The organism is Streptomyces sp. RK9 (genome assembly GCF_045070545.1).
Taxonomy (GTDB): Bacteria; Actinomycetota; Actinomycetes; order Streptomycetales; family Streptomycetaceae; genus Streptomyces; species Streptomyces alboflavus.
This window is the reverse complement of sequence record NZ_CP173703.1, coordinates 4,578,478-4,598,528: the sequence shown is the minus strand read 5'-3', so window position 1 is coordinate 4,598,528 and position 20,051 is coordinate 4,578,478. Positions and strand designations below refer to the sequence as shown.

At 71.6% G+C, this 20,051-nt stretch carries 23 protein-coding genes and 1 pseudogene; 10 read left to right on the top strand and 14 right to left on the bottom strand.

The window, feature by feature from the left end; genetic code table 11:
- Window positions 1-3 precede the first annotated feature (3 nt).
- From AB6L24_RS18890 to AB6L24_RS18880, 3 genes and pseudogenes are all read left to right on the top strand, one after another.
- Complete coding sequence (locus AB6L24_RS18890; RefSeq protein ID WP_405656632.1) at window positions 4-549, top strand: hypothetical protein; 546 nt, start codon at window positions 4-6, stop codon at window positions 547-549.
- 11 nt (window positions 550-560) lie between these two features.
- The gene (locus AB6L24_RS18885) at window positions 561-737 is read left to right on the top strand and encodes a hypothetical protein (protein ID WP_405656630.1); all 177 of its coding nucleotides are present in this window, start codon (window positions 561-563) and stop codon (window positions 735-737) included.
- A 177-nt stretch (window positions 738-914) separates the two neighbouring features.
- Window positions 915-1,075: pseudogene (locus tag AB6L24_RS18880) on the top strand (ATP-binding protein); the annotation flags it as partial.
- Window positions 1,076-1,604: 529 nt separating this feature from the next.
- On the opposite strand, the gene AB6L24_RS18875 reads toward AB6L24_RS18880, so the two are convergent.
- A complete protein-coding gene (locus AB6L24_RS18875) occupies window positions 1,605-2,780 on the bottom strand; it encodes an MFS transporter (RefSeq protein WP_405656629.1) in 1,176 nt (391 codons plus the stop codon).
- A 142-nt stretch (window positions 2,781-2,922) separates the two neighbouring features.
- Here AB6L24_RS18875 and AB6L24_RS18870 point away from each other — a divergent pair, with 142 nt between their 5' ends.
- On the top strand, window positions 2,923-3,381 hold the full coding sequence (locus tag AB6L24_RS18870) for a winged helix-turn-helix transcriptional regulator (RefSeq protein WP_405656627.1): 459 nt from the start codon (window positions 2,923-2,925) through the stop codon (window positions 3,379-3,381).
- Between the two features lie 63 nt (window positions 3,382-3,444).
- On the opposite strand, the gene AB6L24_RS18865 is transcribed toward AB6L24_RS18870, so the two are convergent.
- From AB6L24_RS18865 to AB6L24_RS18855, 3 genes are all read right to left on the bottom strand, one after another.
- Window positions 3,445-4,089 (bottom strand): hypothetical protein, encoded by a 645-nt coding sequence (locus AB6L24_RS18865; RefSeq protein ID WP_405656626.1) that lies wholly within the window; start codon window positions 4,087-4,089, stop codon window positions 3,445-3,447.
- Window positions 4,090-4,254: 165 nt separating this feature from the next.
- Window positions 4,255-5,502 carry an ATP-binding protein gene (locus tag AB6L24_RS18860; RefSeq protein ID WP_405656624.1) on the bottom strand — a complete coding sequence of 416 codons (1,248 nt, stop codon included), beginning with the start codon at window positions 5,500-5,502 and terminating at the stop codon, window positions 4,255-4,257.
- Window position 5,503: 1 nt separating this feature from the next.
- A complete protein-coding gene (locus AB6L24_RS18855; RefSeq protein WP_380833511.1) occupies window positions 5,504-6,172 on the bottom strand; it encodes a response regulator transcription factor in 669 nt (222 codons plus the stop codon).
- Between the two features lie 157 nt (window positions 6,173-6,329).
- Between AB6L24_RS18855 and AB6L24_RS18850 the strand changes: the two genes are divergently transcribed.
- Complete coding sequence (locus tag AB6L24_RS18850; RefSeq protein WP_405656622.1) at window positions 6,330-6,920, top strand: hypothetical protein; 591 nt, start codon at window positions 6,330-6,332, stop codon at window positions 6,918-6,920.
- 100 nt (window positions 6,921-7,020) lie between these two features.
- On the opposite strand, the gene AB6L24_RS18845 is transcribed toward AB6L24_RS18850, so the two are convergent.
- The 4 genes from AB6L24_RS18845 to AB6L24_RS18830 form a co-directional block, all read right to left on the bottom strand.
- Window positions 7,021-7,425, bottom strand: a complete 405-nt coding sequence (locus tag AB6L24_RS18845; RefSeq protein ID WP_030356532.1) for a RidA family protein — start codon at window positions 7,423-7,425, stop codon at window positions 7,021-7,023.
- A 55-nt stretch (window positions 7,426-7,480) separates the two neighbouring features.
- Window positions 7,481-8,674, bottom strand: coding sequence for a serine hydrolase domain-containing protein (locus AB6L24_RS18840; RefSeq protein WP_405656621.1), 1,194 nt, complete (start codon window positions 8,672-8,674; stop codon window positions 7,481-7,483).
- 152 nt (window positions 8,675-8,826) lie between these two features.
- A complete protein-coding gene (locus AB6L24_RS18835; protein WP_405656620.1) occupies window positions 8,827-10,083 on the bottom strand; it encodes an isochorismate synthase MenF in 1,257 nt (418 codons plus the stop codon).
- 20 nt (window positions 10,084-10,103) lie between these two features.
- On the bottom strand, window positions 10,104-10,883 hold the full coding sequence (locus tag AB6L24_RS18830; protein WP_405656619.1) for an SDR family oxidoreductase: 780 nt from the start codon (window positions 10,881-10,883) through the stop codon (window positions 10,104-10,106).
- A 408-nt stretch (window positions 10,884-11,291) separates the two neighbouring features.
- Between AB6L24_RS18830 and AB6L24_RS18825 the strand changes: the two genes are divergently transcribed.
- Window positions 11,292-11,927, top strand: coding sequence for a hypothetical protein (locus AB6L24_RS18825; RefSeq protein WP_405656617.1), 636 nt, complete (start codon window positions 11,292-11,294; stop codon window positions 11,925-11,927).
- Window positions 11,928-11,964: 37 nt separating this feature from the next.
- Here the strand turns inward: AB6L24_RS18825 and AB6L24_RS18820 are convergent, their stop codons facing one another.
- Complete coding sequence (locus AB6L24_RS18820; protein WP_405656615.1) at window positions 11,965-12,897, bottom strand: HD domain-containing protein; 933 nt, start codon at window positions 12,895-12,897, stop codon at window positions 11,965-11,967.
- Between the two features lie 236 nt (window positions 12,898-13,133).
- Between AB6L24_RS18820 and AB6L24_RS18815 the strand changes: the two genes are divergently transcribed.
- Window positions 13,134-14,294, top strand: coding sequence for a serine hydrolase domain-containing protein (locus AB6L24_RS18815; RefSeq protein WP_405656613.1), 1,161 nt, complete (start codon window positions 13,134-13,136; stop codon window positions 14,292-14,294).
- An 84-nt stretch (window positions 14,295-14,378) separates the two neighbouring features.
- On the opposite strand, the gene AB6L24_RS18810 is transcribed toward AB6L24_RS18815, so the two are convergent.
- From AB6L24_RS18810 to AB6L24_RS18800, 3 genes are all read right to left on the bottom strand, one after another.
- Window positions 14,379-14,885, bottom strand: a complete 507-nt coding sequence (locus tag AB6L24_RS18810; protein ID WP_380833504.1) for a carboxymuconolactone decarboxylase family protein — start codon at window positions 14,883-14,885, stop codon at window positions 14,379-14,381.
- A gap of 132 nt (window positions 14,886-15,017) precedes the next feature.
- The gene (locus AB6L24_RS18805) at window positions 15,018-15,386 is read right to left on the bottom strand and encodes a hypothetical protein (RefSeq protein WP_405656611.1); all 369 of its coding nucleotides are present in this window, start codon (window positions 15,384-15,386) and stop codon (window positions 15,018-15,020) included.
- Between the two features lie 128 nt (window positions 15,387-15,514).
- Window positions 15,515-15,901, bottom strand: a complete 387-nt coding sequence (locus AB6L24_RS18800; RefSeq protein ID WP_405656609.1) for an HGxxPAAW family protein — start codon at window positions 15,899-15,901, stop codon at window positions 15,515-15,517.
- A gap of 89 nt (window positions 15,902-15,990) precedes the next feature.
- On the opposite strand from AB6L24_RS18800, the gene AB6L24_RS18795 reads away from it, so the two are divergent.
- Complete coding sequence (locus AB6L24_RS18795; protein WP_380833501.1) at window positions 15,991-16,515, top strand: MarR family winged helix-turn-helix transcriptional regulator; 525 nt, start codon at window positions 15,991-15,993, stop codon at window positions 16,513-16,515.
- A gap of 281 nt (window positions 16,516-16,796) precedes the next feature.
- Here the strand turns inward: AB6L24_RS18795 and AB6L24_RS18790 are convergent, their stop codons facing one another.
- The gene (locus tag AB6L24_RS18790) at window positions 16,797-17,537 is read right to left on the bottom strand and encodes an SDR family oxidoreductase (RefSeq protein ID WP_405656606.1); all 741 of its coding nucleotides are present in this window, start codon (window positions 17,535-17,537) and stop codon (window positions 16,797-16,799) included.
- 136 nt (window positions 17,538-17,673) lie between these two features.
- On the opposite strand from AB6L24_RS18790, the gene AB6L24_RS18785 reads away from it, so the two are divergent.
- Window positions 17,674-18,165 (top strand): RrF2 family transcriptional regulator, encoded by a 492-nt coding sequence (locus AB6L24_RS18785; protein WP_405656605.1) that lies wholly within the window; start codon window positions 17,674-17,676, stop codon window positions 18,163-18,165.
- 44 nt (window positions 18,166-18,209) lie between these two features.
- On the opposite strand, the gene AB6L24_RS18780 is transcribed toward AB6L24_RS18785, so the two are convergent.
- Complete coding sequence (locus AB6L24_RS18780; RefSeq protein ID WP_405656604.1) at window positions 18,210-18,998, bottom strand: hypothetical protein; 789 nt, start codon at window positions 18,996-18,998, stop codon at window positions 18,210-18,212.
- 245 nt (window positions 18,999-19,243) lie between these two features.
- Here AB6L24_RS18780 and AB6L24_RS18775 point away from each other — a divergent pair, with 245 nt between their 5' ends.
- Complete coding sequence (locus tag AB6L24_RS18775) at window positions 19,244-20,044, top strand: SAM-dependent methyltransferase (protein ID WP_405656603.1); 801 nt, start codon at window positions 19,244-19,246, stop codon at window positions 20,042-20,044.
- Window positions 20,045-20,051: the final 7 nt, after the last annotated feature.

The window sequence follows — 20,051 nt, the reverse complement described above, 5'->3', positions numbered from 1 at the left end:
CGAGTGTCGATCGAGGAGTCGTGGGAGAAGATCGAATGCTGGCTCACCTCATACGCGTCACAAGAAGAGCCGCTGCCAGGCCCCTGCACCCGTGCAGACCTGGACCGGCTGTATGCACACGTCGGGGCGAGACTTCCTGAAGACGTCGAGCGGTCGCTGCTACGGCACAACGGGTCCGGGCTGACAGATGTCCTTCCCCCTTCGTATGGCCTTCACAGTGTGGAGGCCATCGCCAAGAAGCATGCCGACTGGATGCAGTACAAGGACAACGGCGACAGCCCGCTTCTCGTTCCCATCGGGTCAATCGGTGTCCTCCAACTCATGGTCGACACTCGGACAGGACACCTTGAGAACTGGGATCTTGAACAAGGCTATATCCCAGAGGAAGGTCCGGTGTGGGAGTCATTGTCCGCAGCGCTCGAATCCATCGGTAACGTCCTCGCTTCCCCTCGCCCCTGGTTCGCGAGAGGACCATATGATGACGAGTGGGCAGCGACCGACATGGACCCTGACTTCCCCGGCATGCTCGTCTGGGCCCAAGACCGTTGAAGAGCGGGTGCATGTCGGTGGTTGAGGCATGGGCGAAGATCGAGCGATGGATCGCCCAGCCCGCTCTGGTAAAAGATCATCTGTCAGAGCGGGCAGCAGGCGCGAGCGCCGACCCAACCGGCCGCCTCATGCACCATCACCGCCTCGCCCGCGACTACAAAGGCACCCGCACCGCTCCGAAGCCATGATCGGCCTGATGGCGCGCCGTCTCCCCGGCCAGGCTGTCAAAGCCCAGGGACAGCCAACGATGACGCCGAACCCGAAAAAGTACCTGTACTCCAGTCCTGACTCCGCCAGCGCCGGCCACCGCCCTGCGGGTGTTCCGGCGCTGGCGGCACCACTCGCTCGAACAGCTCCCACAAACCGTATTTAGCGAATGGGGACAGGTGTTCGGCGACGAGGTCCTCGCCGCCGCCATCCTCGACCACCTCCTGCACCACTGCGGAGTGATCTCCATCAACGGCCCAAGTACCGCCTCAAGAACCGGCTCGCCGCCATCGAGCGCGAGCGAGACGACGCAGCCTGAACCCTTGTCAGACCCTGCGCTTAGAGTTCGGCGAGATGGGGCCGGTTCCGAGGCCGCCAGCACTGAAGAACGGCAGCCTCCCTGGTCTGCGCGGGGGTGGTTACGGCCCAACCGGCGTCCAGGCATGTTGAGGGCCACGAATGCAGCCTGCCAGCCCGGCCCCATCGCTGATCACCAGCACTGCCTCCACGCAGAGACTGGTGCGGATAACGCCGTACTCCGCGGAGCACTCAAAGGAGTACGCGGACAGTCAGTTTCGCGCGGGGGCCGTCCGCGGACCACCTCCGCTCGCGCGGGGAGCACCCTTATCCGCAATGGTTTCGTCCCGGGCCTCAGCGCCCTCGACTCCACGGCACAGATCATCGCGTGGGCCATCATCTTCGGCTACTCCCAGCAGCTGTTCACCAAGTTCGTCGACAACCGGGGGCAGGCGGTGCTCGACGCCGTGCACGGCCCGAACGGCCCGGCGCCGACGGCGGCCGCCAGCCCGGAGACCAAACCCTGACCAGGGCCCCCTGGGGCCGACCGCTCAGCCCTGGGCGCCGCGCCGAGTCACCGCCCACAGGGCGAGGGCGGTGGCGCTGATTGCCGCACCCAGGAGGCAAACCGCTCCCCACCCAGCAGCCGCATAGACAGCAGTCGAGCCGACCGCCCCCGTCGCGCTGCCGATGGAGTAGAAGACCATGTAGCCGCCGATCAGGCGGCCCCCGGCGTCGGGGCGGAGGCCGTAGATCAGGCTCTGGTTGGTGACGTGGACGGCCTGGACGGCGAGGTCGAGGACGATCGCGCCGATGGCCAGGGCCCACAGGGACTGGCGGGTGAAGGCCAGGGGGAGCCAGGAGGCGACGAGGAGGGCCAGGGCCACGCCGGTGGTGCGCTGGGCGAAGCCGCGGTCGTGCAGGCGCCCGGCCGGGGCGGCGGCGAGGGCGCCCGCCGCGCCGACGAGCCCGAAGGCCCCGATCGCGGTGTGTGTGAGGGACTGGGGAGGCTCGCTCAGCGGCAGGGCGACGCAGCTCCACAGGGTGCTGAAGGCGGCGAAGACGAGGAGGGCGAGCAGGGCGCGGTCCCGGAACACGCGTTCCCGGGTGAAGAGAGTGATCGTCGAGGTGAGCAGTTGGCCGTAGGTGAGCTCAGGGCGGGGCGCGGTCCGGCGCGGCAGCTCGTGATGGAGGGCCAGGGTGAGGGCGAGGGTGAGCACCGCCGACGCGAGGTAGACCGCTCGCCAGCTCGCCAGGTCGGCGAGGAGCCCGGATGCGGTGCGGGCGAGGAGGATGCCGATGACCACGCCGCTCGTCACCAGGCCGACGACGCGCCCGCGTTGGGCCGGTCCGGCGAGGGACGCGGCGAAGACCACCAGGGACTGGGTCACGACCGCGAGGAAGCCCATCAAGGTCATGCCGATCAGGAGGACGGACGCCGTCCCCGAGAGGCCGACAGCGGTCAGCGCCAGGGCGAGCAGGACGAGTTGGACGGTGATGAGGCGCTTGCGGTCGACCAGGTCACCCAGCGGCACGATGAAGAACAGCCCCAGGCCGTAGCCGATCTGCGTCAGCGTGACGATGGCTCCGACGGCGCCCTCGCTGATCCCGAAGTCCTGGCTCAGGGTGGCCAGGAGCGGCTGGGCGAAGTAGACGTTGGCGACCGCCACCGCCCCGGCGAGGGCGAGGAGCAGGGTGGTGCGGCGGGACAGCGCAGGCGCTTGCACGGGCGCCTCGGCTGCCCGGGGTGTTTCGTCGCAGGTGGTCACGGGATCCCTTTCCGGTCGATGGTTGCATGTTGCTACCAGATGGGAAACGTAGCCCTAGCTGGTAGCATGTTGCAACCATCAACATCGGACGGAGGCCGCCGTGGTCAGACGGACCCGCTTGGACGAGAGCGACTGCCCGGTCGCGCGGTCGGTCGACGCGATCGGCGACTGGTGGTCACTGCTGATCGTGCGGGACGCGTTCGACGGCAGTCGCCGCTTCGGGGAGTTCCAGCGCAGCCTGGGCGTGGCGAAGAACATCCTGTCCACCCGCCTGCGCAGCCTCGTCGCGGGCGGCATCCTCGACGTCGTACCGGCATCCGACGGCAGCGCCTACCACGAGTACGTCCTCACCCCCAAGGGGCAGGACCTCTTCCCCGTCATCGTGGCGCTGCGGCAGTGGGGCGAGGGTCACTTCTTCGAGTCCGGCGAACCGCACTCGGAGCTGGTGGACCGCCGCAACGGGCGCCCGCTGCGCGCTCTGGAGGCCTGTGCGGCCGACGGGCGGCGGCTCGCACCCGAGGACACCGTGGTGAAGAAGGTGGGCGGGGCGGCGACTTGAGCGACGCGCCCTGCTGACCCGTCACGGCCCAGGGGCCGACCTCTACGCCTTCCCGCTGTGGAGCTACTGATTTCCGAAATACCCGGGCCCGTTGAAGGAGGACGTGTTGTCGGGACGCGAAGGATATGCGGGACGGGTGAGTTCCACGAAGGTGACGTCCAGGATGCGCTTCCGGGTCTCCTCCGCCACGACGAGCAGCTCGGCGATCTCGACGAGTCGTGGATCGGAACTTGGCGTCTCCGGACGCCGTGCCACATCGATCACTTTGTACGTGGCCTTGGTGAGCGCGGCGTAGGTGGGGAGGTTGTCGAGTTCCGCGTCATCCCGTGACGCCATGCCTGCTCCGGAGGGAATCAGCGAGTGCGTGGTGATGGCCTCGGCGATCGCTGCGTACAGGCCGCTCCTGTAGCCCTCGGTCGCAGTGATGAAGTGCTCCAGGTCGATCTCCGACCCTCTCGCGAGATCATTGCGCGCCCGGGCGACCGTGAGGAGCAGGTTGCCGCTGTCGGTTCGGATCTTCCCCACGATTCGGTTCCGTTCCTCGATCCTCCTGGTCGCCTCCTCCCACTTGCGGATCTCGGCCGCCTCTCTGGCCGCGGCTTCGACCCCGTTCTCATGGGCGGCCTTTCCGACCCACGCGACGCCGAAGGCGGCTCCGGCAGCGAGGACCGAGGGGAAAGCGACGGCGAACCAAGCCGCACCACTCATCACATCTCCCCCTTCGGCCGCATCGGACCGGAACTCGGGATTTCGGACCGGAACTGGCGATGGGCGCCTCTCCCCCTGCATACCCGTCCAGCTGTCGAAAGTGTGGGGAATCCTCGGTGGGAAATGCTCGCGCCCCCGCCGGAAAGTGCGCCACGCCGGGGCTTCTCACGTGGGCGCGGGGTCGGACGACAACGGCAGAACCACCCGGAGTCGCGCCCCCGTCGCCGTCGCGACGACCCCCAGCGTCCCGTCGTGCGCCTGGGCGATGTCCCGTGCGATGGGCAGGCCGAGGCCCGAGCCGCCCGTGTCCCGGGTGCGGGCGTGGTCGAGGCGGGTGAAGCGGTCGAAGACGGTGGTGTGGTGGTGGGGCGGGATGCCGGGGCCGTCGTCGGTGACGTCCAGGGCCGCTTGGCCGGCGTGAGTGGTGAGGGTGACGTCGACCGTCGTGGTGGCGTGGCGGACGGCGTTGTCCACGAGGTTGGCGATCAGGCGGCGGAGGCGGTCCGGGGAGCCGTCGACGACGAGGTCGGGGGTCAGGTCGAGGCGGACGCGGACGTGCGGGCGGGGGCGTCGGCGGGTGGCTTCCTCCGCGACGAGTTGGGCGAGGTCGACGATGGTGGTGCGCTGGGGTTCGCGGGCGTCGAGGCGGGCCAGCAGGAGGAGGTCGGCGGTGAGGGACTGGAGGCGTTCGACGTCGTCCAGGGCGTCGGCGGCGAGCTGCTTGTCCTCGGGCGCGGCCAGTTCGAGGCGGGTGCGCAGGACGGCCATGGGGCTGCGCAGTTCGTGCGCGGCGTCGGCCACGAACTGGCGGTGCGCGTCGACGGCGCCCCGCAGCCGGTCCAGGGTCGCGTTGACGGTGCGGGCCAGGGCCGCGATCTCGTCCCGGGTGCCGGGTTGCGGGACGCGTTCGTGCAGGTCGTGGGCGGTGATGTCGGCGAGCTTCGCCCGGATCGCGGACACCGGGCGCAGCACCCGGCCGACGGAGAGCCAGGTGAAGAGCGCCACGAGGGCCAGAAGCGCGGGAACGCCGGGGAGCAGGACCTGCTTCAGGGTGGTCATCGCCGCGCGGGCGGGGGCCGTGGACGCCGTCCCGGTCACGGTCACCGGGCCCTCGCTGGTCTCGATCACCTCCTGGACCACCACCTTGCCCTCGCGCATCTTCGGCATGTCCTCGTCGTAGCCCTCACCGTCGCCCTTGGAGCCGTACTTCGACGGCTTGTCCTGGTACGTGACACCGGCGTCCGGCGGCGCCGCCACAGATCCGGCCTTCGCCTTCGCGTCCTGCGCCGCGACCTGCCGGGTGGACGCGGCCAGGCTGGAGTCGAGCGCGAGGAACAGCGCGAACGAGGCCAGGCACAGGGCCACCGCGACCGCGACCGTGGCGGTCAGCGTCGTCCGCAGTCGTACGCCCATGTCAGGCCTCCAGCCGGTATCCGGCGCCGCGCACGGTGCGCAGCGTGGTCCTGCCGAACGGCTTGTCGATCTTGCGGCGCAGCGCGCTGATGTAGACCTCGACGACGTTGGAGTCGCCGTCGTAGGCGAAGTCCCAGGCCTGGGCCAGCAGTTCGGACTTGGGGACGACTTCACCGGTGCGCCGGGCCAGGCAGTGCAGGATCGCGAACTCCTTGGGGGTGAGGGCGATCCGTACGTCGCCGCGGGCACAGGTCAGGCGTGCCGGGTCGACGCTGAGGTCGCCCACCCTGAGGACGGTGGGCCGTTGCCGGACGGCGCGGCGGGTCAGGGCGCGCAGCCGGGCGAGCAGCACGACGAAGGAGAAGGGCTTGGTCAGGTAGTCGTCGGCGCCGGTGTCCAGCGCCTCCGCCTCGTCGTACTCCCCGTCCTTCGACGTGAGCATCAGGATCGGGGTCCAACTCCCCCTGTCCCGCAGCTCTTTGCAGACCGCGTAGCCGCTCAGCGACGGCAGCATCACATCGAGGACGATCGCGTCGTAGAGCTGCTCGGTCGCGAGCCACAGGCCGTCGCGGCCGTCATGGGCGAGGTCGACGGCGAATCCCTCCTTGGCCAGGCCGACCTTGAGCAGCTCCGCCAACTGGACTTCGTCCTCCACCACGAGTATGCGCACGTCCCCAGGATGCCGTCGGCACATGAGACCAACCTGAAGATCCTTTACGGCGTCTTCAGGTTGGCCTCATGTGCCGCGGGCGAGTCTGTGCGCCGTCCGATCAACCCACCACCGGCAGCCCGCCCTCGGGCCGCCGGTCCACGGAAGGAATCCGACCGTGCGCACAACACGCGTCCTGGCGGCCACCGTCCTCACGGCGGGCCTCGGCCTGTCCGGAGTGGCCACCGCTTCGGCGAGCGGCACCGGCCACTCCCCCGACTCGCCGTCCCAGCAGGCGACCTCCGTCGCGAGCCGGAGTGACGGCGCGCCTGTCCACTGCATGACGACCGGCCGCCCGGCGAAGGACGGGCCGTCGAAGACGACCGTCAAGCTCGTCGACGGCAAGCTCCACGCCGGGGACCCGACCGCGCAGCGCACCTGGGACGCGCGCGCCACGTCGCGCACCGAGTGCGGCGAGCTGCCCCCGCTGCCCGGCCACGGCGTCGGCAAGGGCGAGATGATCACCTGCGTCGTCCTCGACGGCAAGGGCGTCCCCGCGCCGGGTGGCAAGCCCGGCAAGTCCACGGTCAGGGCCGAGAAGGGGAAGGTGTACGTCGACGGCAAGCTCGCCCCGAAGGGCAAGTTCAAGGCCGACTGCCCCGCCGAGCCGCCCGTCCTGGGCAAGGGCGGCAAGCCCGCCAAGGAAGTGACGGCGGGCAGCGCAGCCGCCGAGCGGAGTTTCGCGACGGGCACGACCCGCAGCGAGTGACACCTGGGGTCCACCCGCGTTCCCGACGTGGACCCGCACCTGGGGCATGCCCTGTCCTGACCGCCGCCGGGGGGCGGTCAGGACGGGCCCGCCCCGCTGCTCAGCCCGTCTCCTGGCCGAGTACCGCGTCGATCTCCACCTCGACGAGCCAAGCGGGGTCGATGAAGCGGGAGACCTCGACGACCGTGCAGGCGGGACGGATCGCGGCGAACCGCTCGCCGTGCGCGCGAGCGGCCTCCTTCCACTGCGTCACGTCCGTCAGCAGGAGGCGCGTGCGTACGACGTCGTCGAGCGACGCCCCCGCCTCCCGCAGCGCCCGCTCGGCGATGTCCAGGCACCGTACGGTCTGGGCGTAGACGTCACCGGGTCCGACGGTGGAGCCGTCGTCCCCGATCGGGGCGGTTCCCGCGACGACGACGTACGGTCCCGAGCGCACCGCGCGGGAGAAGCCGATCTGCGGCTCCAACGGCGAGCCTGAGCTGACGATCCGGCGCACATGTTCCATCGCGTCATCGTGTCAGACCGGCGCCGGACGGCCGGGCGGGGGGCGCGGACGGCGCTCAGCGGGTGAGGGTGGCGGGCGGGGTCGTGCCGCAGAATTCCGCGAGGAGCACGTACGCGGCCGCGTCGCTGTCGCCCGCCCAGTCGGTGTTGAAGTTGACCACCAGGCGGTGGCGTCCGTCGCGGGTGGTGTACGCCATGGACTGCGAACCGGGGAGGAATCCGGTGTGCCCCCAGACCACCTTTCCGCAGGGCAGCTCGGCGCGGAAGATTCCGAGGCCGTCGTCCTGGCCGTCGCCGAAGTCGGGTGAGGGGACGGTGGTCGTCATCTTCTGGAGCTGGGCCTCGGGGAGCAGTTCGCCGCGCATCAGGGCGGTGAGGAAGCGGTCGAGGTCGCCGGTGGTGGAGATGATCTCTCCGGCGGACCAGCCCCAGGAGGGGTTGAACTCCGTGATGTCGTGGACGGTGTGCTGCGGGTCGTCGGGGAACGTGGTGTACATCCGCCCGCTCGGCGCGGGAATCCGGACGCCGGTGCCGGGCAGGCTGGTGGCGTGCAGCCCGAGCGGCTCGAAGATCCGCCGCTCGGCCTCGGCGGCGTAGCTGCGGCCCGTGGCCCGTTCGACGACCATCGCGGCGAGGACGTACTCGGTGGTGGTGTAGTTCCAGCCGGACCCTGGCGCGAACTTGGGCTTGTGGCGCATGGCGAGCGCCACGAGCTGTTCGGGCCGCCAGGTGTCGTAGCGGTGGTCCAGGAAGACCTTGCCACCGAGGTGCAGGTCGGGGTCCTCGGTGTAGTCGTAGATGCCGCTGGTGTGGTTGAGGAGCTGGCGGAGGCTGACCTTGCGGCCGTCGTGGCCGTTGCCGCGGACCAGGCCGGGCAGCCATTCCTCCACCGTGTCCGACATGCTGAGCCTGCCCTCGGCCTCCAGTTGGAGCAGGACCGTGGCGATGAACACCTTGGAGATACTGCCCGCCCGGAACCGGTCGGCCGGCAGCGGCGGACGCCCCGTGCGCAGGTCGGCGACGCCCGCGCCCCCGTGCCAGGCACCCCGTGTGTCGTGCGCCCGCACCAGGACGCCGGGCACTCCCGCCTTCACCGCGGCGCCCATCGCGGCCCGGGTCGCCTCGTGCCCCCGGCCCGACGGCTGCTCCGCCTCGGCCGCCGCGGACGGGGCGCTCAGCCCGGCCCCGGCGACCATCGCGGCCGCCGCGACCAGGGTGGTCAGTGTGGTCCGTACCGTACGCAGCGTCATGCGAACCTCCCTCTCACCGACAGGGACCCATGCTTCCTGGGAAACGGTTGGCTCCGGGGCAGGGCGCGAGGAAGGCAACCCGTTCGGATCGGGGCCGCCCGCGGCCTCGCCGTGCGCCTCCGCGCCCCTCGCCCGGCGCGGCCTCGTCCGGCTCATCGAAGCGACTCGGCCGAGAGCCGCGCGGTGTCGTGCGTGGCGGTGAGGGCGTCGAGCATGGTGGTGAACTTGGCCTGGGTCTCGGCGAGTTCGGCGACCGGGTCGGACTGCGCGACGATCCCTGCGCCCGCGTACAGCCGAAGATGGGTGGCATCGAGGCGGCCGCAGCGCAGAGCGATCACCCAGTGCCCGTCGCCCGCCCGGTCCATCCACCCGACGAGACCGGTGTAGTAGTCGCGCGGCACGGGTTCGAGACGGCGGATCAGGCTACGGGCGTACGTCGTGGGGGTGCCGCAGACGGCCGGGGTGGGGTGGAGCAGCGCCGCCAGGCTCAGGGCGTCGGGGGGCGGATGGTGCAGGCGGGCCCGGATGACGGTGCCGAGGTGCCAGAGGCGGGTGGTGGCGTGAAGGGTCGGCGACGGCGGAACGTCCAGGCGGCTGCAGAGCGGGGCGAGGCGGGTGCGCAGCGCGTCGACGACGATCCGGTGCTCGTGGCGGTCCTTGGCCGAGCCGAGCAGGGAGCGGGCGGCTGCCCGGTCGCGGCCGGGGTGGCGATGGCGTGCGGCGGTGCCGGCGAGGGGGTGCAGGACCACGGTGTCGCCACGACGCGTGAGCAGCGTCTCCGGTGTGGCGCCGATGAGCACGTCGGGGCCCGCGCCGCCCGGGTGTCCTGGCAGGGTCGCCGCGAAGAGGTGGGCCCGGCGGTCCTGTGCGGCGAGGCGGGACAAGAGGGCGGGCGCGGCCTCAAGAGGCGGTGCGCCGACGGGGATGCGCAGCGTGCGGGCGAGGACGACCTTGGCCAGCGGCCCGTGGGCCATTGCCCCGCGGGCGGCTTCGACGAGCGCGGCGTAGACGTCCGGCGGCGGTTCGGGGGCGCCGGGGCCCGCGTCCGGGAGGCACGGGAGGCACGGAAGGCACGGGAGCCCGGGCCGCGTCGGGCTTCCGTGGCGCGGCTCGTTCCCGCTGTCCGTGGGGTGGCCGCCGTGGCGGGGCCATCGCTCGGGTCGGGCGAGGGAGAGGTGGGCGGGGGTGTCCTCGTCGAAGGGGATGAGTCCGGCGACGATCGTCCCGTCGGGGTGGCCTGCCAGGTGCCGCGCCGCGGTGCGGGCGAGGCGGGTGAACTGGCCGGGGCCCGGCGTGGTGGGCAGCGGCGTGCCGTCGTGTGCGGTGAGCGTGCGGCCCGGGGTCGACAGGAGCCAGCGGGTGGTGGCCCGCCCGGGGGTGGTGGGGGGCCAGGTGGAGTGGTCGGGCACGGTGGCTCCTGGCTTGGCGGTCAGGCGCGCAGGGCGGCGCCGCCGTCGACGTACAGGCTGTGGAGGGTGATGTGGCGGGCCTGGTCGGAGGCGAGGAACAGCACGGCGTCGGCCACGTCGGCCGGGGCGGCGACGCGTCCCAGCGGGATGCCGGTGCGGAAGGCCGCCGGGTCCCCGTCGACGACCGCGCGGAAGTCGGGGCCGTCGGTGAGCTCGCGGAGCATCGCGGTGTCCGTCGAGCCGGGGCACACGACGTTGCAGCGCACGCCGCGCGGGGCGACCTCCACACCGAGGCCGAGGGTGAAGGCGTGGGCGGCGGCCTTGGACGCGGTGTAGGCGGCAAGGCCCGCTCGGGGCACCCCGACAGCGTTCGAGGCGATGGTCACGATGGAGCCGCTGCCACGGCGCGTCATGCGCTCGGCTGCGGCACCCGCCCAGACGAAGACGCCCGTCGCGTTGGCGTGGAGCAGCGCGTGCCAGTCCTGGTCCGTGCAGTCGGCCGCGGGTCCGTGGCGCAGGACGCCCGCCGCGCTCACGAGCAGCCCGACGGGTCCGAGGGAGCGCTCGGTCTCGTCGAGGAGTTCACCGGCGGCTTCCCTGTCCGCGACGTCCGCCGTCCGTTCCCGGACCAGGGGGCGCAGGTCCGCCGGGACGCGCTCGCGCAGACGGCCGGGGGCGGCGCGGTCGACGGCGACCACCTGGGCGCCCGCCCGCGCCAACGCGAGCACGATCGCAGAACCGATGCCTCCGGCCGCGCCGGTCACCACCGCGGTGAGGCCGTCGATGCCGTGCAGCCGCACATCCAACCTCCGCCGTCGCGGCGCTCACCGGGGGTGTCGCCGACTGCTTGCCGTGCCTTCGCCCAGGCAAGCACACCGCCCGGAGTGCGGCATTCCGGGCAAGCGTGCCGAGCCACCGCGTTCCGATTGCGCGTGCAGGGGGCGCCGGAAGCGGAGCCGGTGCACGGCGGATTCAGCCCGCGTCACCCGAAGAGCCGACGCCCGCGCGCACCTCGGCCCAGGCCGCCCTAGCGTGGGCAACTGGGCCGTGTGGGGCCCGCGCACGGCGCTCGCGCCGACAGCCAGGCGCGCCCCGCCGCGCGGAGCCGACTCTCACGGGCGGCTTCGGCAGGCCTCCCCGCACACCGCCCCTCCACCAACCGAGGCCGTCGCCCTGGCGCGCCTCGCCCTGCCCCGGAGGAAGACCACATGATCCAGCTGTCCGAGACCCTGGCCCTGCACTCCGTCGAGGAGGCCCTCAGCCCCGAGGAGCTGCGACAGCTCCGCAAGATCGCCGACAACGAACCGCGGCCCGACTCCTCCTTCACCCCGGCCCCCGCTCTGGCCCGCGACATCCTCGACGCGGCCGTCGAGCGCGCCCTGCCCTCGATCCAGCGCCACATGCCCTCCGTCCGACGGGCCGCCTCCTGGATGTACGTGGAGCTGCGCGCCGGCCTGCACGTGGCCACGCACGTCGACGGCATACCCGACCCCGCCGCCCCGCTCCGACGCCTGGCCAGGATCGCCGTCACGCTGGAACAGGCGGACGCGGGCGGCGACTTCTACGTCGAGACCACCAGCAGCCCCCGCCTGTGGACCGGGGCCGTGGCGGGGGAACGCGAGGGCTTCGCCCCCGGCACCCCGCTCACCCACGCGCTGCCCCACTCGAACGAGCACAACTACGAAGCGAGTTGGCTCGCGAGCACCCCGCGCACCCGCTGGACCACCGACGCGGCCCCCGGCGCCTTCCTCGTCTACGGCGCCCAGATCCTGCACGGCGTCACACCCGTCCGCTCCGGCACCCTGCGCAAGTTCGTCGCCGACCTGGTCGACGCGTCCGACTGAACCCGGCGCGAGGGCTTCAGTCCCAGCCGACGCGGAATCAGTCCCAGCTGACGCGGAAGTCCAGCGGCAGCGCGCGCAGCGCGCTCAGCTCGGCGGCCAGCTCCGGCGCCGTTTGTTCGAGCTTCTCGCCGTCCACCAGCGGCGCCGAGCTGTAGATCTTCCGCAGGGAGAACCGCCACCCGGGGTGTTCGCCGGGCTCACCCTCGGGGGTGAGGGGCGTGTGGTCGAGGAGACGGCGGACGAGGCGCTGGACCACCGAGGTGGGGCCGACGTTGTCCCAGGACATGTGCAGGCGTGCTTCCGCGCGGATCAGGGCGACCAGCGCCGCGGCCGTCCCGGCGTCCGCCGACACCGTGTGGTCGCGGATGTCGAGGCGGCTCAGGAGTACCGCCGGATCGGTGTCGAGGCGGCCCGCGGAGCGCCCGCTGCGTACGTACGAGTCGAGGTGGTCGAGGTTCAGGAGGCCGGGGTGACCGGTGAGGGGTGAGGGGTGGCGACCGCGGAGTCGGTCGACGATGGCCTCGGCTTCGATCCCGTGGTCGCGCAGCACCGACCTGATCGGGTCGGAGCGCACCAACCGCAGCCCGATCTCGTGGTGATCGAGACCGGCGAGACCCTCGAAGGTATGACTCAGGGGCAGATGGCCGACGTCGTGCAGCAGCGCCGCGACTCGGAGGCTCGCGTCGTCGGGGGCGAAGTGCGCGGCCAACGAGAGCACGCCGAGGCTGTGTTCGAGCCGGGAGTATGTCTGAAGGGTGGCGAGTGTGGAGCTCCCGCCGTGTGTGACGAAGTGCAGGCGGCGGAGCGGTCGCGTGCGCAGCAGGTCCGCTTCCACGGGGTTCAGGCGGACGGGGGCGCGCCAGAGGGGGTCGGTGAACTCCCCGGTCAGGCCTGTCACGTTGGTCGGGACGGGTGGTGCGGTCGCGTACTCGGAACCGCTCGGCGAGGTCGGGTCCCTCCGGCTGTCCATCAGGAAACCCTAGGGGTGCGGTGCACGCGTGGGGACAGGTTCGTTGATCCGCGCCGGTCGCGTGCAGGCACCGCCGGTCGCTCGCCACCGCGCAGCCACGGGGGCTGTCCCCCACCACCGCCCTGAGGGCAGCGGGTCGACGCGTCCGGGGGAAAGCCGGATGGGCCGCTCCCCGCCCCGCTGGTGGGATGGTCGCCGACCACCGGCCGGGGGACGAAGCAGAGATGGGGATCACCATGCATGCGTTACGAAGGCGTCGGCGCGGCCTGCTCGTCCTGACAGGCTCGGTCGCCCTCCTCGTCGTCGCGTCGACCGGACCGACGGCGGTGGCGAAGCCGCAGCGGGCCGATCCGCTGCAGGAGCGGGTGAACGCGATCCGTGACAGCGGGGCCCTCGGCGTGTTCGCCGAGACAGCGGCACCGGGCACACGCGACAAGGCGCGCGCCGGGACCGCCGAGAGGGGCACCACGAGGCCGATGCCCCGGAACGGCAGGTTTCGGATCGGCAGCGCCACCAAGACCTTCACCGCCACGGTCGTGCTGCAACTCGTCGGCGAGGGGCGCCTGTCCCTGGACGACACCGTCGAGAAGTGGCTGCCGGGACTGGTCCAGGGCAACGGCTACGACGGCGGCGCCATCACCGTGCGGCAGTTGTTGCGGCACACCAGCGGCATCCGGGACACCCAGCCGGAGATTCCCGCGCTGAACAGTGCGCGGGGGTATCGGGCCGAGCGGTTCCGTACGTACGGCCCAAAGGAGTTGGTGGGGCTCGCGATGCGGACGTCGCCCGCGTTCCGCCCGGGCAAGGGCTGGTCGTACTCCAACACCAACTACGTGCTCGCAGCGATGATCATTCACAAGGTCACGGGCCGGAGTTGGGCACGGGAGGTCGACGCCCGGATCATCCGCCCTCTGGGCCTGAAGGACACCAGCACGCCCGGCGTCTTCCCGTTCGTCCTGGGCCCGCACGCCCAGGCCTACGCCTCGTTCGGCACCGGCACCGGCACCGGCACCGGCGTGGACGTCACCACGCTCAACCCGAGCATGGCCGTCGGCTCCGGGTCGATCATCAGCACCACGGGCGACCTGACGCGGTTCTACAGCGCCCTGCTCCGGGGTCGGCTCCTCGATCCGGCGCAGTTGGACCAGATGACGGCCACCGTGCCCGCGCCCGAGCTGGGTGTGAGGTACGGACTCGGCCTGGGCGAGCTGCCGTTGCCCTGCGGCGGCAGCTACTTCGGGCACCCGGGCGAACTGCTCGGCTATCACACCTGGAGCGGCGTCACCCGGGACGGCTCACGGACCGCCGTGGTGTACGTCAACAGTGACGGCGGCAAGGACACCCAGAAGGCCATGCGCGCACTCGTGGACGAGGAGCTGTGCCGGGCGCGTCCCTAGATCCCGGCAGCAGGTCCTCGTCCCGGCGTCGGCCCCTCGTCCCGGCCGCAGCGCTCGCTCCCGGGTGCTGCGGCCGGTGACGTCCTACTTCCAGGGGTCGGTGAACGCCCGGCCAGGCACCGGCTTGGCGATGAGCGCCGCCGCGGTGAAGAAGTTGACCTGGCCGATCGCGAACATCAAGGTGGCGAGCGCCTTGGGCTCGTAGTGCTCGGCGACCTCGGCGTACAGCGCGTCGGGGACCCGCTCACCGGACGTGGACGGCTGCAGCACGGCCTCCACGAGGGCGAGCGCGGCCCGCTCGGGGCCGGTGAAGTACGGCGAGTCCTGCCAGGACGCCACCGAGGTGATCCGCTCCTCCGACTGCCCCGCCGCGCGCAGGAATCCGGTGTGCAGCACCGTCAGATAGGTGCTGCCGACGATCTGTCCGGCCCGCAGGTGGACCAGGCTGATCGTGGGGCGCGGCACCGAGCCGTTGCCGACGACCTTGAACAGGGCCGCCGACACCTCCGCGACCTCAGGGACGAGCTGCGCGGGGTCCTCCGCCATGCGCGGGGCGAGCGGGATCTCAGCGGTGATCGAACGTGTTGCCATGGTCTTCTCCCTAGGTATCAGTCAGCCGTCGTGCGTTGTTCTCACTCAGCTGACGAATCCCGGCGGGGAAGTGTGACCGGTCGGCGGCAGAAAGTTCCGGGAGGGCTCAAGAGCTCTGCTCAAGGGCTCCGCTCAAGGGCTCTTCGGATAGAACTCCACGGCTTCCGGGATGACGGCGACGAGGTGTTCCTGCCAGCAGTCCGTCTTCCGCGTGGCGACTTCGGCGCCACAGCCGGCGCACACGAGGTTGGGGCCGTCGAGGCCGTCGGGTGCGCAGCAGCCGTTCTGCCGCCCGGGACCGCGGTGCTGGCGGGTGCCAGGGGCACCGTCGGGGTGCAGGGTGATCGCCCCCGTCTCAGGGTCGATCGCGTAGGTCCCCTGCTGCAACAGGGGCAGGCCCAGGCGCTCCCCCGTGAACTTCTCCGGGGTGGGCGGGAAGGGGACTTGGCTGAGTATGTCGGTCAGAAGCTCGCCGCAGTTCACGCAGGTGATGATGGACACCGGAGAATTTTCCCGCGCTCGGGCCGCGCCCGCCCAGGCTCTGGCGGCTACGGCTGAGTGCCCGTTGCCACAAGTGGGTCCCGGCGGCAACAACTGGGTCTCAGGGGTCTCCGTCCCGGCTCCCGCGGTTACGAGCGCTGCGGCGCCGGTGCGCGTTCGGGAGCGGCAGCGGCAGCGGGTACGACGGCGGGGGCGACGACCGGCGCCGCGGCACCCCCGCGTCCCGCCAGGCGGCAGCCCAGGCAGTCGGGATGGCCGCCGCGCGCCGCCGTGTCGCGTGCCCGCCAGGGCTGCTCCGCGACCGGCCGCGGCCCGCTGGGCTTGCCCCACCCGGTGAGGTGGAGGAACCAGGTGACGAGTGCGGCGAGGACGACCACCGCGGCGCCCGCCACCTGCACCACGGTCGAGCCCGCGGCGAGCCCCACCCCCATCACCACGCTGCCGAGCACGGCCGTGCAGGTGCCCGTCCAGCCCGCGACCGTGTGACCCATGTCGTGGTCTCCGTGCATGCTCATGGCCGTCTCCTCGGGAAATGGGATGCTGTGACGGGTGATCGGGACGCACCCGCGCGAATATGTCTTATCTCGCGAGATAATTTACTTAGATGCTAAGGGGATCTGTGGTGCAGGGCAAGACGCGTCCGGCGGCGACGGCCGACCAGGCGCTGTACGCGATGGACCGGATGATCGCCACGGCCCAGTTCGGGCAGCAGGACATCGCCCGGCGCATGGGCCTCAACGTCACGGACCTCACCTGTCTCGGCTTCCTCATCGAGGCGGCCAACGCCGGCGAGTCCCTGGTGGCGGGCGACCTCGCCGGGCGGGCCCGGCTGACCACCGGGGCGGTGACCGGTGTCCTCAACCGCCTGGAGAAGGCCGGCTACGTACGGCGCGAGGCCGACCCGAAGGACCGCCGACGCGTCCACGTGACCATGGAGGAGGCCGCGCGGAGCCGCATCCTGGAGGTCTACGGCCCCTTCTACGAGCGCCTGGGCCTGCTGTTCGCCGACTACGGCCCGGACGAGATCGCCGTACTCGCGGACTGGTTCACCCGCGCCAAGGCGCTGCTCCAGGACTCCCTGGACGAGATCCGCCAGGACGACGCCGAACCGTCCAAGGCCGAGGGCTGAGTCCTCCCGCCGCGCGCCCCCGTCAGTCCTTCCGGCCGCTCAGGTAGCGGTCGAGGCGGCAAGGGCCAGGAGTGCGGTCCCGGGCCCGGCCGCACGCACGGTCGTACGCATGCTGCTGTTCATGCGCGTCACTGTGGCGCTTGCGCGTGGTGGTGGCTCTATCGGCTCATGATGGGTGCGTAACAGCGGTACGCGACCCAGGACGTGACGCTCCCTCAGTCAGCGCTGCGCCCGAGCCGACGACGTCCGCCGCCTCGGGCGCGGCGACAGGGCGGCGCCGCCTACCGAGAAGCGCTCAGCCAGTCCTCGTAGCGGGTGGCGGCCAGGCGCGCGCCGGAGCGCGGGACCAGGACGTCGCCCTCGACGGCGGCGAACATGCCCGCCTTGTCGTCGGTGACGACGGTGCGCGGGTCCTTCTGGCGCTCCAGCGTGAGGCGGCCCAGGTCGTCCAGCGAGAAGGCGTCGGGGCCCGCGACGTCCAGCGTGCCGTTCAGGGGCGGGGCGGTGGCGACGTCGGCGAGGGCGGCGACCACGTCGGCCGAGGCGATGGGCTGGACGGGGGTGGCGGGAAGGCGGACGGTCTCGTCGTCGGACGTCCAGGACATGACCGCGTCCATGAACTCGTAGAACTGGGTGGCACGCACGATCGAGTACGGCGTGGGCCCGCCGCGCAGCAGCTCCTCCTGGAGCGTCTTCGCGCGGTAGTAGTCCAGCTGCGGCACCTGGTCGACGCCCACGATGGAGAGGATGACCTGGTGGGTGACGCCCGCGCGCTCCCCCGCGGCCAGCAGGTTCTCCATGGTGGTGCGGAAGAACGCCGGGGACGCCTCGTCGAACGTGGGCGAGTTCGACACGTTCACGACCGTGTCCGCGCCGTCGAGCGCCTCGTCGAGACCCGCGCCGGTGAGCAGGTCGAGCCCGGTCGACAGGGACGAGGCGACCACCTCGTGCCCGGCCTCGCGGAGCCTCGCGACCAGTTGCGAACCGATGAGGCCGGTGCCGCCGATGACGGTGATCTTCATGATCCTGCCCTTCCGTGAACCGAGCGCCACGCTCCTGTCACACGACGTAGCTAACTCGGATATTCGATGTCCGAGATAATACTCGGATACTCTGTGTCCGAGTCAAGCGGGCGAGCGCGTCACACGGGGAGAGCACATGAAGATGTCGGGCGGCGTGGAGTGGGCGGTGCACTGCTGCGTGGTGCTGACCGCCGCGAGCGAACCGGTCCCGGCCGCCCGGCTCGCGCAGCTGCACGACGTCTCGCCCAGCTACCTGGCCAAGCAGATGCAGGCCCTGTCCCGCGCGGGCCTCGTCAAGTCCGTCCAGGGCAAGACCGGCGGCTACGTACTGACCAGGCCTGCCACCGAGATCACGGTCCTGGACGTGGTCCGGGCGGTCGACGGGGCGGGCCCGGCGTTCGTGTGCACCGAGATCCGCCAGCGGGGCCCGTTCGGGACCCCACCCGAGGACTGCGCCAAGGCATGCCCCGTCGCCCGCACCATGGCCGCCGCCGAGGCGGCCTGGCAGGCGTCCCTGCGGGGCGTCTCCATCGCCGACCTCGTCGGCACCGTGGAGCAGGACAGCGGACCCGACGCCCTGCCCACGATCGGCGCGTGGCTCAACACGGCGAACAGCTCCGGCGACTGAGCGGCGACACGGTCGCGGGGGGGGGCGTCACGGCCGCGGTCCCTTCAGATCTGCGGCGCCTCCGGTGGCCGGTCCTCGTCGGTGGCGGGTGCGGCGCGGTCGTCGATGACGATGTGGACCGGTTCGGCGCCGGGGTGCGGTGAAGCGGTCAGGGAGCGCACGGTGTCGGCGACGCGCTCGTACAGGTGGCGGGCGATGGCCGCGGTGCCGGGGTCGACGCCTGGGGCGTGCTCGACACCGCGCAGGCTGGTGAGGGCGGCGACCAGGCTGAGGCCGGAGACGTCGACCGCGACGGTGCCCCGGTCCTCCGCGACGGCGCCGGGAATGTGGAAGTGCCGGTCCTGCCCCGCGTGTTCGACGAGGAAGGCCCAGGTGTCGCGGTGCACCGTGAGCCGGGCGGCGGAGACTCCGGCGGCCTTGCGGAGCAGGCCGAGGTGGTCGCGGTGGTCGCTGTCGGGTTCGTCCTGACGCACGCGCCCTGCCTCCTTGTGTCCGGGCTTCTCGGCCTCGGACGGCGGTTCCTCGTGGTCGGATGGTGACCCGTCAGCTCCCGGCCGCCCGCGGCCGATGTCGTCGAGCACGGCGCGGATGGCTTCCAGTTCCGTGCCGAGGGTCGCGAGCGGGTCGCGGAGCGTGTCGTGGCCACGGTCGAGGCCGTCGCGGACGACGGCCCGGATCTCGGCGAGACCGGTGGTGATGGCGGCGTTGGCGTCCTGGCGTGCCTGGTCGACTGCGTGGCGCTGGTCGTCGACGCGCTGCCGCAGCTCGGCGAGGTCGACGCGGATCCGGTTGAGGTGTTCGGTCATGTCGGGCCGCTTGTCGAAGATCGTCACATGCCCCCCTGCCTGGCGGAAACGGCCAGCGTGGCGAGAGGGCGACTTGTCGACAAGCGCGCGAACCGGACACATGGGCAGGACTCCGGCAGTGCCCTCCGGCGGCGCCCGAGCGCTTCACCGACCCCGCATTCCGTACAACTTCCGGGAGCAGAGGCTTTGTTGGCCGTGGGGCCGCTGTTCGCGCAGAGGTTCAGCGCTGTACCGTCTGGCACGACCCACAGCAGCAAGGAACGGAGCCCCGCATGTCCGGCCCCCTGGACCGAGTCGACACCTCCACCGCGCACTCCGCTCGGGTGTACGACTACATCCTCGGCGGCAAGGACCACTACCTCGTGGACATCGAGGCGGGCGACGCCATGTGCGGGCACTGGCCGTCGCTGCCGGTGCACATGCGGGAGAACCGCCGGTTCATGCACCGCGCCGGGCGCTTCCTGGCGCGGGAGAAGGGCATCCGGCAGTTCCTGGACATCGGCACCGGGCTGCCCACCGCCCCGAACCTGCACGAGGTGGTGCAGGAGGTGGCCCCGGAGTCGCACGTGGTCTACGTGGACAACGACCCCATCGTCCTCACCCACGCCCGTGCCCTGCTGCAGAGCTCCCCCGAGGGCGCGACCGCGTACGTCGACGCCGACATGCACGACCCCGACGCCATCCTCGACAGCCCGGAGACGCGCGCGCTCATCGACCTGGACCAGCCGGTCGGCCTGATGGTCATCGGCATGCTGCACTTCATCCTGCCGCCCGACGACGGGCAGTTGGTGCGGCGCCTCCTCGACCCGCTCCCCTCCGGCAGCTATCTGGCGATGACCATCGGCACCGCCGACTTCGCGCCCGATGAGGTCGGTCGGGTCGCCGAGGAGTACGCCCGGCAGAACATGCCCATGGTGCTCCGCGACCTGCCGACCACCACCTCGTTCTTGGACGGGCTCGACCTGGTCGAGCCCGGAGTGACGCAAGTCCACAAGTGGCGGCCGGGCAGCGGGCAACGGGACGTCCGCGACCGGGACATCGCCATGTACGGGGCGGTGGCGCGCAAGCCCTGAGACCCGC

Bases quoted from the DNA above. Each gene is read 5' to 3' on its own strand.
- AB6L24_RS18785 (WP_405656605.1), top strand. From the start codon at position 17,674: ATGAAGATGTCGGGCGGCGTGGAGTGGGCGGTGCACTGCTGCGTGGTG.
- AB6L24_RS18815 (WP_405656613.1), top strand. From the start codon at position 13,134: ATGCATGCGTTACGAAGGCGTCGGCGCGGCCTGCTCGTCCTGACAGGC.
- AB6L24_RS18885 (WP_405656630.1), top strand. From the start codon at position 561: ATGTCGGTGGTTGAGGCATGGGCGAAGATCGAGCGATGGATCGCCCAG.
- AB6L24_RS18865 (WP_405656626.1), bottom strand. From the start codon at position 4,089: ATGAGTGGTGCGGCTTGGTTCGCCGTCGCTTTCCCCTCGGTCCTCGCT.
- AB6L24_RS18790 (WP_405656606.1), bottom strand. From the start codon at position 17,537: ATGAAGATCACCGTCATCGGCGGCACCGGCCTCATCGGTTCGCAACTG.
- AB6L24_RS18775 (WP_405656603.1), top strand. From the start codon at position 19,244: ATGTCCGGCCCCCTGGACCGAGTCGACACCTCCACCGCGCACTCCGCT.
- AB6L24_RS18820 (WP_405656615.1), bottom strand. From the start codon at position 12,897: ATGGACAGCCGGAGGGACCCGACCTCGCCGAGCGGTTCCGAGTACGCG.
- AB6L24_RS18800 (WP_405656609.1), bottom strand. From the start codon at position 15,901: ATGAGCATGCACGGAGACCACGACATGGGTCACACGGTCGCGGGCTGG.
- AB6L24_RS18810 (WP_380833504.1), bottom strand. From the start codon at position 14,885: ATGGCAACACGTTCGATCACCGCTGAGATCCCGCTCGCCCCGCGCATG.
- AB6L24_RS18845 (WP_030356532.1), bottom strand. From the start codon at position 7,425: ATGGAACATGTGCGCCGGATCGTCAGCTCAGGCTCGCCGTTGGAGCCG.
- AB6L24_RS18795 (WP_380833501.1), top strand. From the start codon at position 15,991: ATGCTAAGGGGATCTGTGGTGCAGGGCAAGACGCGTCCGGCGGCGACG.
- AB6L24_RS18860 (WP_405656624.1), bottom strand. From the start codon at position 5,502: ATGGGCGTACGACTGCGGACGACGCTGACCGCCACGGTCGCGGTCGCG.
- AB6L24_RS18825 (WP_405656617.1), top strand. From the start codon at position 11,292: ATGATCCAGCTGTCCGAGACCCTGGCCCTGCACTCCGTCGAGGAGGCC.
- AB6L24_RS18840 (WP_405656621.1), bottom strand. From the start codon at position 8,674: ATGACGCTGCGTACGGTACGGACCACACTGACCACCCTGGTCGCGGCG.